The following is a 12,185-nucleotide window of genomic DNA, read 5'->3' on the forward strand; positions in this document are numbered from 1 at the left end:
GATGTTTGTTAGTCTTCATTATACTGGTGATTTATTACAAAAAAGTGACGAGTCCGGCTCTTGTTGTATAATATCGGTAAAGATTTCCTTCTGATTTAGCAAATTCGCTGAAATAGGGCTAATAGCATATGTATCAGGACTATTTAGGAAGAAAAGCTAACACAAAAACCCCCGGAGATGCTCCGGGGGTTTCACATCAAATCATTGCAAAATCTTACAGATCAAAGTATAAGGAATATTCATGCGGATGAATGCGAATCGATACTGCTTTTGCTTCATCACGTTTCAGGCCGATGTAGTTATCGATAAAGTCTTTAGTGAATACGCCGCCTTCTACAAGGAACTCATAGTCAGCCTCAAGAGCATTCAAAGCTTCATCCAACGTACCTGGTACGCTGCGAATCTCGCCTTTTTCAGCATCTGTCAGATCGTAGATATTCTTGTCCAGTGGACCGTAGCCCAGTGCGCTAGGATCGATTTTCTTCTTGATTCCATCCAGACCAGCCATCAGCATTGCGGAGAATGCCAGGTACGGGTTAGCTGTGGAGTCAGGTGTACGGAATTCGATACGACAGCCCTTAGGTGTAACAGCAGCAATCGGAATACGAACTGCAGCGGAACGGTTACCTTTGGAGAATACGAGGTTAACCGGTGCTTCGTAGCCAGGAACCAGACGTTTGAACGAGTTCGTTGAAGGATTCGTCAAAGCGATCAAAGCTGGTGCATGGTACAGGATACCGCCGATATAGTTCAAAGCCATTTCGCTTAAGTTGCCATAGCCGCCTTTTTCGTAGAAAAGGGGATTGCCGCCATCAAAAATGGATTGGTGAACGTGCATACCGCTGCCGTTATCACCGAACAATGGTTTTGGCATGAATGTTGCTACTTTACCATATTGTCTAGCTGTATTTTGCACGATATATTTGTATTTCATCAAGTTATCAGCTGTTTTAGTTAAAGTGTCAAAACGGAAGTTGATTTCGCCTTGTCCGGCAGTTGCAACTTCATGGTGATGGCGCTCGATACGAAGTCCCGCTTCCATTAACAAACGGCACATTTCGCTACGAATATCTTGTTGGGTATCCGTAGGACCTACAGGAACATAGCCGCCTTTGTGACCCACTTTAAAGCCAAGATTGCCGCCTTCGTCTTTGCGATTGGAATTCCAGTGTGCTTCTTCGGAATCTACAAAGTAAGAAGATTCATTTTGTCCGCTTTTGAAACGAACTTCATCAAAAATGAAAAATTCGGATTCAGGAGCGAAGTAAGCTGTAGTACCAACGCCTGCAGTTTTCAGGTATTCCTCTGCTCTTACAGCAATTCCGCGAGGATCGCGATCATAAGATGTGCCATCAGGATTGACGATGTTACAGATTACAATCAAAGTAGGATGTGCGGTAAAAGGGTCCACATACACGGAATCTGTTTCAGGAAGCATAACCATGTCGGACTCTTCAATACCTTTAAAGCCCGGGATGGAAGAACCGTCGAATGCTACCCCATTTACAAACGTTTCCTCTTCTACTTCAGAAGCTGGTAAGGAAATGTGATGCGCTCTACCGGAAAGATCCACAAAACGAAAATCCACCCACTCGATGCCTTTTTCTGCGATGATGTTTAATACATTTTGAGCTGACATTGACTATTGACCTCCTAAAATCCGAACATTTCACATCATTTGTTCGAACATTGTTCAAGTTTTTTATTAATTTATTTTCATATTATAAAACTTTCCCTCGCTAATCGTCAATACTTATGTCAGGTATTTTTGCTCATGTGTAAGGTATTCTTACACATGACCTGTCTTCTGTTCACATTTTCGACAAAAACAAACTTGGTCCCCCAAGAATCGGGAGACCAAGTCGAATGTTGTCACAGAGGACTATGAACTTAAGCTTGAAAAGGTTCTTTTACGGTATCGAACCGTCTGCCACATAAAGGCGCCAGCTTCTCCAAATCAACCATCAGCTTGGCAAACTGCTCAGGGAAGAGAGACTGTACCCCATCACCTGTCATCGAGTTGTCCGGATCGGTATGCATTTCAACGATTAATCCATTAGCCCCTGCAGCTACGGATGCTTTGCACATCGGCTCCACCAGCTCGCGGCGTCCTGTTCCATGGCTCGGGTCGGAAATAACCGGTAGATGGCTAAGCGTTTGAAGAGCAGGAATCGCAGCCAGGTCAAGCGTATTCCGTGTGTAAGTTTCAAAGGTCCGAATGCCCCGCTCACACAGCATGACGTTCGGATTGCCGCCAGCCAGTATGTATTCAGCTGCATTCAGGAACTCGTCATAGGTAGAGCTAAAGCCGCGCTTGAGCAATACAGGGGTCTTGATCGTCCCCAGTTTGCGCAGCAAATCAAAATTTTGCATATTCCGAGTACCTACCTGCAAAATATCCGCATGCTCAGCACACACATCTACATATTCGGGAGTCATTACTTCCGTAATCGTCAGCAGACCGTGTTTTTTGCCGGCTTCAGCCATCATCACCAGACCTTCCACACCTACGCCCTGGAAGCTGTACGGACCGGTTCTTGGCTTGAATGCTCCGCCACGCAGCACTTGAGCTCCTGCCGCTTTGACCAAACGGGCAATTTCATCAATTTGCTCTGCATTTTCTACCGCACAGGGGCCGCCCATGATAACCAGCTGCTCACCGCCGATTTCCACGTCCTTGATCTTGATAATGGTATCTGCCGGATGAAAGTCGCGGCTGGCCAGCTTGTAGGACTTCGAGATTTTTACTACTTGCTCAACACCTGACAATTGTTGAATTTGCTCGCTCAGCTTGGGATGAGCTTTGCCAATAATTCCAATCACTGTGCGATCCACGCCTTTGGACACATGAGCCTGAACATCATTTTTCTCAATTTGCTTAACAATTTCTTGAATACGTTCTTCCGAGGTTTTGTTGGATATAATTACGATCATGATTAATCACTCCTATTATATATTATAAACCTGAATAATTTTATTAATGACGTCCAAGCACTGACATGCTTCAACGCTTATACGCTTCAAAGCTTTTAATCGCTAAAGTAATTGTACAACGAGAGGGGCTTCTCGTCAATAGAAACATCTATCGAAATCAAGAAGCCCTTCAATTGCACTTAGTTACTATTATTGACAAGGCTTGCCCTTTTCTCATCACGTCTTTGCTTGCGCTTGGACGTATAAAGCATCAGCAGCCATTTGATCGGGAAATAGAAGAGAATACCGAGTATAACACCATCAACAATCCCGCCAACCAACAGCTTTAAATTCGATTTCACAAAGAAATCCATCCAGTCCGGCAAAAATGACCACAAGTGCCTTCGAGTCCCATGAGGCAGCAGCCAGTTGCCTACCTTTAAATGAAAGTAGGTCATAGGGAGATAGATGATTTTGCCAAAAACAAACCCGATTAAAGCAGCCGCCATACTCGCACGGAATATATAGATCAAAGGGAATATCAGAAAGAAAGCTAGGCCTGCAGTGGGAAGTGTAAACATCTCAACCGCCAACCCAATTGAATATCCCAAGGCAACAATGCCCGGGCCTCCTTCAGCACGTGTCAGCATCAAGTATTTGTATTTAAACCATCGCTTCACATTCCGCAATTGAAAAGGCTTCTTGGTCGTAGTAGCTATTTTTCGCTGCATATGCCTTCATCCCTTACGTCCTCGATTTGGCAACCACTCGTTCTTTGGTGTATGGAATCAATTTGCTCATATTTACAGTACGCTTAATCTCCCAGGTAGCTGCATCCTGTGGATCGTAGTTTTCCAAAAAGGTTAATACTTCCTTCGTAATCGGAGTCGGTGTGGATGCCCCTGAGGTCAAACCTACACGACGAACCGATCTTAGCCACTCTGTCTGAAGCTCGGAAACATCGGAAATCCGATAAGCTTTGACACCTGCAATCTCTTCAGATACCTGTGCAAGCCGATTCGAATTGTTGCTGCGCGGATCTCCCACTACAATAACCAGATCGGCATCCATTGCCTGCTCAGATACCGCCTCTTGGCGCACCTGGGTAGCCAGACAAATCTCATTATGAATTTCGGCGGTCGGGAACTTTTCCAGTAATCGATTCATAATGTGTTTGATATCCCATTGGCTCATTGTAGTTTGATTCGTGATCGTAATCCGATCTGTTGGCAGCTCCAGATGCTCAATTTCCTCGATCCGTTCGATCAGATGCACATGATCAGGAGCAACTCCCAAAGCCCCCTCAGGCTCCGGATGATCCTTCTTGCCGATATAAATAATATGATAACCTTCAGCAGTTTTTTCTTTAATCAAATCATGGGTCTTGGTTACATCCGGACAAGTCGCATCGACTACTGTCAATCCTTTGTCACGGGCGCGTTTACGTACCTCTGGCGAAACCCCGTGTGCCGTAAAAATAACTGTCCCCTTTTCAATGGTTTCCAGAATCTCCAGCCTGTTCGGACCATCAAGTGTAATGACACCTTCATTATCAAAAAATTCGGTGACATGTGCATTATGCACAATCATCCCCAATATATACACGGGTCTTGGTAAATTCAAATTTTTGGCTGTCTGCATTGCAAGCCCCATTGCGTCTACAACTCCATAACAATATCCGCGGGGAGTAATTTTAATAACATCCATATTGGCACCCACCTTCCCCTATATTATACTTGATTATCCGATGGGATGGAAATGCCCAAATCAGATGAATCCGAGGAGACTGTAATAGGAAGCCAAATGATAAAGATGCTGCCCTCACCCTGTGTTGTCTTGACCTCAATAGAGCCCTTGTGCTCATCAATTATCCATTTGGCAATGGATAGACCTAGCCCTGTTCCTGAGGTTTTGCCGCGTGACAGATCAGCACGATAAAATCGATCAAAAATCAAAGGTACTTCCTCTTTATCCATTCCTAATCCGCTGTCTTCGATCCGAATCCCGATTTGATTGTCCGTGCGTAAGGAATCGAGCTTAACAAATCCAACTTCCGTGTATTTGAAGGCATTTTCAATAAAAATAAACAGCAGCTGCTGCAAATAATCGCGGCTCCCATAAACCTGAACACCATACAGCGCACTCAAGTCTCCTGACGTCCATTCTACCGTCCGCGGAAGCAATTGAGCCTTACGGACAACATCCTCAACAATCGGTAAAATATCCTGCTCAATTTTGGCGATTTGAAAGCCTGCGTCTGCACGGGCTAACGACAGCAAGTCGTTAACAAGCCGTGACATTCGCGCAGCCTCACTCGCTATATCACGCATGGCCTCCAAAGACATCTCGATCTGTTCCGAGTCCTGCTGCATCCCGCTATCTGCCATCCGCTTCCACATTTTTTCCAACAAATCAACATTGCCGCGAATTGTTGTTAATGGCGTCCGCAGCTCATGTGAAGCATCGGATACAAAACGTCGCTGTGTATGATTCACTTCCTCCAATTCCGAATACGTATGCTGCAATCTGCCCAGCATGCCATTAATCGTAGCTGTTAAACGTCCAATCTCGTCGTTAGGGCCATAATAATTGATGCGATTGTGTAAATCCGTACCTTTTTCAATCGAATTCGTTGCAGCTATGACCTGCTCGATCGGTCTCAGTGCTTTACGGGCCAGGTACCATCCCAATGAAGCCGCCAGCATTACCGTTACGAGTGCGGTTATGAGCAGTATATTCCGGAGCAAGGTAAATAGCTTCTCGTCTGCCGTCAAAAATACAGCCGCTTGAAAAACCCCTGCCAGCTGCGGCTGACCATTCAGCACTAGCGGAATCGCTCTGTTGTAGATGAACACATTCAGATTTTCGATTCGTGTGTGCTCAATAAAATAACCTTCATTCACTAACCGCTGTTTCTTGGCGCTCGTCAATTCAGGCAAGGACAGATTAAGCTGGCTCAAATTTTCTGAGCGACTTATGTTCCCATTTTCAAAATTAGCAACCTGGTAATATTTACCTGTATTATTAATAATATCTCGCCCTGCCAGACCAAAGTCGGGAGTGATTCCACCACGAAGCGTCATTGTCATCCGCGGCTCTATACGGGAGAATACCTTCTCAGCCTGCTCCTGAAGATCATCTTCCACCGTTTGAAAATAGTAATGGTAAACCAAGCCGTACAAGCCCAAACCAAATATAAGTAACACAACAGACAAAATGCCTGAGTACCATAATGTCAGGCGCAGACGAATTGACACGTCAGCTCTCTCCTCTCAACACGTACCCGGCACCACGAACGGTTTGAATCATCCGTTTGTGGCCGTACTCCTCCGTTTTTTGACGTAAGAGTGCAATATACACTTCCAGCACGTTGGATTCACCACTATAATCGTAACCCCAGATTTTTTCCATAATGACATCACGAGATAACACCCGCTTCGGGTTTTGCAAAAACAGGTGCAGCAGATCAAATTCCTTGGTGGTCAGCTCTATAAGCTGGCTTCCACGAAACACCTCGCGCGTGTCCATATCCATAAATACATCCTGGTACTGCAGCCTGTTGGTTGGCTGTTCGGATTTCTCCGCGCTTCTTCTGCGCAATAAAACCCGCACTCGTGCCAGCAGCTCCTCTAATGCAAAGGGCTTGACCAGATAATCGTCAGCACCCATATCCAATCCTTTTACACGGTCGCCGATCTCATCCTTCGCTGTTAACATCAGAACGGGTACCGAAGCTCCACCCTCACGAATACGGCGGACGACTTCCCACCCATCCAATTGGGGCATCATCACATCCAAAATAACGGTATCCGGGTCGTTCTCCAATATTTGTTTGAGCCCGTCCATCCCATGATGAGCAGTAAACACTGTATAACCTTCAAATGCCAGTGAACGCTTCAGCATCGAAGTGATTTTTTCATCGTCATCAATAATTAATATTTTTTCTCTCATCAAATATCCGCCCCCCCATGCTTAACATTGTAGCAGAATTGTACTCGATACAAAAAGAAACGGAGCAACCCGCAAGTATGCTCCGCTCTGCTTCTTGTTCCACTATTTATTACTAACCTTATTACCACAGCCTTACTGCCTTACTTACTCCGCGTTGCGGTCACCAATGGTTACATTAATTGTCTCTTTTTTGCCGTCACGCATCACTGTGAGCGAAGCCTGATCCTTCACTTTGAGCTTCTTGATGGCGTTAACCAGCTCCTGAGAAGTTTTTACCTTTGCTCCATTAACCTCTGTAATCACATCATAAGGTCTCAGACCTGCTACAAAACCAGGGCTTTTGCGTTCCACTTCAGATACAATGGCACCTTCATTGTTGGACAGCTTCAGCTCAGTCAACCAATCTTTATCGATATCCGACAGCTTGACACCAATATAAGGTGCTGGCTCTTTCGGAATTTTCACATTATTTTTCAGGTTATCAAGTACAGAGGAAATCGTACTTGTCGGAATGGCAAAGCCTATACCTTGAGCTTGCGCACTAACAGCCGTATTAATCCCGATCACTTCACCATTTAAATTCAACAAAGGTCCACCTGAGTTACCCGGATTGATCGAAGCGTCCGTTTGCAGCAAATGTTGGTAGTTACGAGTACCTTGTGAATCTGGAATCGAAATCGGACGTTCTTTGGCACTGAGCACACCTACCGTTACGGTATGATCGAAGCCATATGGATTACCAATGGCAACTACCCAATCACCTACTGCGGTATTTTCTGCTTTTCCCAGTGTCAGCGATGCAAAATCTTTGGTGCCTTCGATTTTCAGAGCTGCCAAATCCAGATCGTAGCTATTGCCTAACAGCGTCGCCTTAAACGGCTTTTCGTAGCCTTCAACTGTTACCCAGATTTCATCGGCACCGTCGATAACGTGCTCATTGGTTAAGATGTAGCCTGATTTTTCAAAAATAAATCCGGTACCCATCCCCGCAGGCTGAAGCTGGTCCGTACCACTTTTCGGCTGTGATTGTGAACCCCCGCCATTATTGCCAAAAAATTGACGGAAGAACGGATCATCCATGAGCGAGCTGCCGCCTCGGGAGCTCTTGGCCTTGACTTTCGTCTCTATTTTAACTACGGCCGGTCCCGACTGCTCAGCAATCTGAGCGATGTTGGTAGGTCTCCCCAAGTCGATGGCTGCTTCCTTAACACCACCATTTCCTGTTGTCGGAGTCGCGGCTGCTTTATTGGCCACTGGAGCTGAGGCACTGCTTGCTGCGCTCGGAGCGCTAGTAAACCAATTCATTTTATCGGATGCGAACATTAATCCGCCCACCAATACAGCACCCGCCATAAAAGCCGAGAAGATGGCTCTCACAGAAGAACCTTTCTTTTTATTGTCGTGCTGCCAATTGTTATTCGGACGCTCCTGACCTGGTTCGAAGCCATTGTAGGAAAAAGGACGAACCGGACGCGGTGGCGTGACTTCGACCGGTGTCGTTCCTTGGTTCGAATTGGCCGTTGTATCTGAAGCTGCTATTTCGTCATGTCCCATAGTCGATTTATAAGGCCCGTAAGAATAGTAGTGGGATGGACGGTCTTGCTTTATTTGGTTAGAACCTGCTTGGTCCGCTTCAGCTGCATCATTGGATGAAGCATTCGTGGACTCGCCACTGGGGCGGCGCAAAAATTCATTGTTATTGTTGTTATCTTCCATTGTAAAACCCTCCTTGGTAAGGTTCTAAGATTGTTATAAGTTTGCTGCTCTTGCTCTTATATTGGACCCGTAACCTTAAAGAAACCTTAAGGAAAAATAAAAAGAGCCTAAATGAAATCGCAAAAAAAACTCCTGATCCGTGATTTCGGACAGGAGGCACAGACAATCGTCATTTCCAATGATTGCAAGCACTCTTAAAGTCTACTATTAGGATCTCAAAAAGCTTTAAAGGTTTGATTATGGCTAATGTACTTTCCATACTCGTTCCACCTTATCCAGCATATCCTTGGCTGCCGCTACCCATTTGTCCTCAACGGGAGCATCCTTATCAATCGGCTCCTGAAATTGATCAATCAGCGCACCGGATACATTCAAATGCGCTTCCTTATCCAAACCATCATTATAGATATGCTTCAACACGAAAGGCGTTCCCATGCAAATGATTGCATCTGTAGCGCCTGTGTCACCATCCAGAGTTCCGTGAGTGACTTCAAAAGGAATGCGAAGCCATACTTGATGCGATTCATCCAAATAACGGTCAAAATAACCATGATCATAATCCCAGTTTCCACCAAGCGTGAACTCGAATTGATGCAATTGTCGGCTCACTTCATCAAAGGGCTCCTCATAATTGGTCAGAACGGATTTTATCGGTATCATCTGCTCACTCCTAATAGTAGTCGTAATTATAGTCCAGACACATTTTACGTTAGCGTGCACAGTAATCCGACAAAATATGTACGCGTTGCAGCCCTCATGCATAGTCGAACAAACGACTATACATGTCATTTTATCTTACGTAATCCGTTGACATAACTATCATTAGAAACGTATAATTATGGGCGATGAACGGTTACAATGTGCGTAATAAGGAGATGAAGGATATGGATTTATCCACATTGGCCAGTGGATTGGACACCATTTGGGTTGTTCTTACGGCCGCGATGATTTTGCTGATGGAAGGCGGTTTTGCCTTGCTGGAAGCCGGTTTCGTTAGACAAAAAAATGCAGTCAGCATCATTATGAAGGTATTTGTCGATATCGCTTTTGGCGCTCTTGTATTTTTCCTTATTGGCTTCGCTTTCATGCATGGCAAGGATATATCCGGACTTATTGGAACTAGCGGCTTTCTGCTCGGCGGTGATCTTTCACACATCGATCTCACAATCTCACATGATACATTTTGGTTATTCCAATGTGCTTTTGTTATTGCAGTTATTTCTATTGTATCTGGAGCCGTTGCGGAACGTATCAACTTCCACGCTTATATTTTATATACGATTGCAATGACAGGACTGATTTATCCAATCGCCGGACACTGGGTATGGAGCACAGGTGGATGGCTCGGAAAGCTCGGAATGATCGATTTTGCCGGCTCGGCCGTCATACATGCGCTCGGCGGCTTCGCAGCTTTAGCTGCGGCGTTGTTCATAGGACCACGTATTGGCAAATTTGCCGATAATGGAACTCCCAATATTGTTCCACCCTCCAACTTACCGTTAGCTTCAGTAGGCGCGTTTATTCTTTGGTTTGGTTGGTTTGGCTTCAACTCAGGAAGTACACTAAGCGCGACAAATGCGACAATTGGCCACATCGCCGTAACAACCATGTTATCAGCTGCTGCCGGCGGCGCAACCTGCATCCTGTTCACCATGTTCCGCTATCGCAAAGCAGATCCACCTATGGTCATTAACGGTTCGTTAGCAGGCCTAGTTGGAATCACGGCTGGCTGCGCGTTCGTCAGCGACATCGTCGCGATTCTGATTGGTGCTGTATGCGGCATTGCCATGGTATTCGCAACCGAATTTCTGGAGTCCAAGCGAATCGATGATCCTGTCGGCGCTTTTGCCGTCCATGGAGTCAGCGGCAGCATTGGAACACTGGCAATCGGCCTGTTTGCCAAGCCTGAGCTTACAGCAGGGTACGGACAAGGCTACAGCGGTTTATTGTACGGAGGCGGATGGAGCCTGCTCGGGGTTCAGACTCTCGGCCTTATTACGGTTTCCGTATGGGGCTTCGGCCTCACCTGGTTTGCTTTCAAATTGATCAAAAAAATCGTTCCGGTGCGTGTCAGCCGCGATGAAGAGCTAGTTGGTCTGGATGTTGGTATTCACGGTGTTCCTGCCTACAGCCAGGATGACGACTTTATCGAGCTAACCAAGCTAAAAAACAGCCGCGGATAGCAGAATCTATCATCATAAAAAGGGGTTTTCCCAAGTTACTTCGGGAAACCCCTTACCTATAACAAACGATATGATTGCAAGTATATCAAACTATTGCAATTCCTTGTCCAGATCATAACTGATCGCAATCAGGTCTCCCGGATTACTGCTTGTCATAATTGCTTTAGCTTGTTCCAACTCTACACGCAGCTGTCGGATCTGAGCCATCGGCCTTTTTACGTAATGGATATACTCTACCGCCGCATGATGATCAGGCTTTTTTCCTGTAAACATCCGGCGTAAAGATGACATGGACTGATAGCTCCGTTCTTCCATTAACCTTTTTTTCTCGTATCGATCAATAATTTGTTCTATCTCGGCGATTTGAGTTTCCTTACGAGCGATATATGACTCTAGAAAGGGATATACCTCGGCTGCTTTTCGTTGAATCACTGGAATCGAACTCCCTGTTAATATAGCATTAATCATGGAACATCACCTATCTTTCCATGTGAACTTTCATTACAATATTGTTATTTTACACTAAATTTTCAGCTTTGAAAACCTCTTTTTTTGAAATCTACCCTTGAAAAATAGTCCTTATCATCTACAAACGCAAAAAAAAGCCGGCAAGCTTTCCCTGCCGACTCCTTGTTATTCCTCAATACCTGTAAGCTTTACTTACTACTATTCATATTTGGCTTCGTATTAGTGGCTTCGCTCGCAGCTGCACTATTGACGTTTTTGGCTACAATTTCCTGGGAAAACTCGGTATCATTTTGTTGCTTCTTATTTTTGTTTTTTGCCATGGATGATCACCTCCCGTACAAACATAGTATGGGTAGCGAGGTAATTTTTTATGTTATGCTGTTTTTGGTAACTCATAGCAATAATTCGTCCTCTAATTGATTCCACATCACTGTCGTTATTTTGCCCTCACCTTTTTTCACGACAAAAACGTGCAGCGTTTTTTTACCCCATTCTTTATAAACCTGATCCTTTGTTTCAAAATAAAGATCAATCCGGTTTCCCTTGATCGCACTTCCTGTATCTGCAACAACTCCATATCCGTAACCAGGTATGTAGAGCACAGAACCTATCGGAAATACGGTTGGATCGGCCGCGATGGTTGAAAGTGAATTTTTGTTGCGCTGCACCTTTAGGCCAGAGAACGTCACCCCGTATTCGGGATGTCCCGGATTTTTCCCGGTCGATTCCTTTCCTGCAAAATAGCCTGTAGCAACTACCTCTGTCGCTGTGTATTTGGACAAATCCTGATTCAAATTAGGTAATTTGCTATAATTGTTCGTGCGTGAGTATTTAACCTCAGACGTTTGAAGCTCGGCCGATTCCGGCTTCGCCTTCACAGGCCCCGAATCTTTTACCTCCACAGCTGCAGCACTGGCAGGCTCCGAATGCGATTGTTGCATGACAGCAGACTCC

At 45.3% G+C, this 12,185-nt stretch carries 12 protein-coding genes; 1 reads left to right on the forward strand and 11 read right to left on the reverse strand.

Features of this window, described 5'->3' with window-relative positions:
* Positions 1–214 precede the first annotated feature (214 nt).
* From glnA to LRL21_RS14115, 8 genes are all read right to left on the reverse strand, one after another.
* On the reverse strand, positions 215–1,639 hold the full coding sequence (gene glnA, locus LRL21_RS14080) for a type I glutamate--ammonia ligase (protein ID WP_240416410.1): 1,425 nt from the start codon (positions 1,637–1,639) through the stop codon (positions 215–217).
* A gap of 251 nt (positions 1,640–1,890) precedes the next feature.
* Positions 1,891–2,934: a 3-deoxy-7-phosphoheptulonate synthase gene (gene aroF / locus LRL21_RS14085; RefSeq protein ID WP_240416411.1), complete on the reverse strand. Its 1,044-nt coding sequence runs from the start codon at positions 2,932–2,934 to the stop codon at positions 1,891–1,893.
* A 179-nt stretch (positions 2,935–3,113) separates the two neighbouring features.
* The gene (locus LRL21_RS14090; RefSeq protein ID WP_240416412.1) at positions 3,114–3,644 is read right to left on the reverse strand and encodes a DUF2062 domain-containing protein; all 531 of its coding nucleotides are present in this window, start codon (positions 3,642–3,644) and stop codon (positions 3,114–3,116) included.
* Between the two features lie 13 nt (positions 3,645–3,657).
* The gene (locus LRL21_RS14095; RefSeq protein ID WP_240416413.1) at positions 3,658–4,620 is read right to left on the reverse strand and encodes a 4-hydroxy-3-methylbut-2-enyl diphosphate reductase; all 963 of its coding nucleotides are present in this window, start codon (positions 4,618–4,620) and stop codon (positions 3,658–3,660) included.
* Between the two features lie 23 nt (positions 4,621–4,643).
* Complete coding sequence (locus LRL21_RS14100; RefSeq protein ID WP_240416414.1) at positions 4,644–6,170, reverse strand: sensor histidine kinase; 1,527 nt, start codon at positions 6,168–6,170, stop codon at positions 4,644–4,646.
* 1 nt (position 6,171) lies between these two features.
* On the reverse strand, positions 6,172–6,864 hold the full coding sequence (locus tag LRL21_RS14105) for a response regulator transcription factor (RefSeq protein WP_076234602.1): 693 nt from the start codon (positions 6,862–6,864) through the stop codon (positions 6,172–6,174).
* A gap of 144 nt (positions 6,865–7,008) precedes the next feature.
* Entirely contained in the window at positions 7,009–8,580 is a 1,572-nt protein-coding gene (locus tag LRL21_RS14110; RefSeq protein ID WP_240416415.1) for a S1C family serine protease, read from the reverse strand.
* Between the two features lie 243 nt (positions 8,581–8,823).
* Positions 8,824–9,240: a YugN family protein gene (locus tag LRL21_RS14115; RefSeq protein WP_240416416.1), complete on the reverse strand. Its 417-nt coding sequence runs from the start codon at positions 9,238–9,240 to the stop codon at positions 8,824–8,826.
* Between the two features lie 224 nt (positions 9,241–9,464).
* Here LRL21_RS14115 and LRL21_RS14120 point away from each other — a divergent pair, with 224 nt between their 5' ends.
* Positions 9,465–10,763, forward strand: a complete 1,299-nt coding sequence (locus LRL21_RS14120; RefSeq protein WP_240416417.1) for an ammonium transporter — start codon at positions 9,465–9,467, stop codon at positions 10,761–10,763.
* A gap of 90 nt (positions 10,764–10,853) precedes the next feature.
* Here LRL21_RS14120 and LRL21_RS14125 read toward each other — a convergent pair whose 3' ends face one another.
* The 3 genes from LRL21_RS14125 to LRL21_RS45660 form a co-directional block, all read right to left on the reverse strand.
* Positions 10,854–11,195 carry a hypothetical protein gene (locus tag LRL21_RS14125; protein ID WP_240416418.1) on the reverse strand — a complete coding sequence of 114 codons (342 nt, stop codon included), beginning with the start codon at positions 11,193–11,195 and terminating at the stop codon, positions 10,854–10,856.
* Between the two features lie 224 nt (positions 11,196–11,419).
* Positions 11,420–11,551 carry a hypothetical protein gene (locus LRL21_RS45655; RefSeq protein WP_275900726.1) on the reverse strand — a complete coding sequence of 44 codons (132 nt, stop codon included), beginning with the start codon at positions 11,549–11,551 and terminating at the stop codon, positions 11,420–11,422.
* A gap of 72 nt (positions 11,552–11,623) precedes the next feature.
* Positions 11,624–12,172 (reverse strand): 3D domain-containing protein, encoded by a 549-nt coding sequence (locus LRL21_RS45660; RefSeq protein WP_420832449.1) that lies wholly within the window; start codon positions 12,170–12,172, stop codon positions 11,624–11,626.
* Positions 12,173–12,185: the final 13 nt, after the last annotated feature.

The sequence above is a fragment of the Paenibacillus periandrae genome (assembly GCF_022458865.1).
In the GTDB taxonomy this organism is placed as follows: Bacteria; Bacillota; Bacilli; order Paenibacillales; family NBRC-103111; genus Paenibacillus_S; species Paenibacillus_S periandrae.

Bases quoted from the DNA above. Each gene is read 5' to 3' on its own strand.
- LRL21_RS14110 (WP_240416415.1), bottom strand. From the start codon at position 8,580: ATGGAAGATAACAACAATAACAATGAATTTTTGCGCCGCCCCAGTGGC.
- LRL21_RS14120 (WP_240416417.1), top strand. From the start codon at position 9,465: ATGGATTTATCCACATTGGCCAGTGGATTGGACACCATTTGGGTTGTT.
- aroF (WP_240416411.1), bottom strand. From the start codon at position 2,934: ATGATCGTAATTATATCCAACAAAACCTCGGAAGAACGTATTCAAGAA.
- LRL21_RS14095 (WP_240416413.1), bottom strand. From the start codon at position 4,620: ATGGATGTTATTAAAATTACTCCCCGCGGATATTGTTATGGAGTTGTA.
- LRL21_RS14105 (WP_076234602.1), bottom strand. From the start codon at position 6,864: ATGAGAGAAAAAATATTAATTATTGATGACGATGAAAAAATCACTTCG.
- LRL21_RS45655 (WP_275900726.1), bottom strand. From the start codon at position 11,551: ATGGCAAAAAACAAAAATAAGAAGCAACAAAATGATACCGAGTTTTCC.
- glnA (WP_240416410.1), bottom strand. From the start codon at position 1,639: ATGTCAGCTCAAAATGTATTAAACATCATCGCAGAAAAAGGCATCGAG.
- LRL21_RS45660 (WP_420832449.1), bottom strand. From the start codon at position 12,172: ATGCAACAATCGCATTCGGAGCCTGCCAGTGCTGCAGCTGTGGAGGTA.
- LRL21_RS14115 (WP_240416416.1), bottom strand. From the start codon at position 9,240: ATGATACCGATAAAATCCGTTCTGACCAATTATGAGGAGCCCTTTGAT.
- LRL21_RS14090 (WP_240416412.1), bottom strand. From the start codon at position 3,644: ATGCAGCGAAAAATAGCTACTACGACCAAGAAGCCTTTTCAATTGCGG.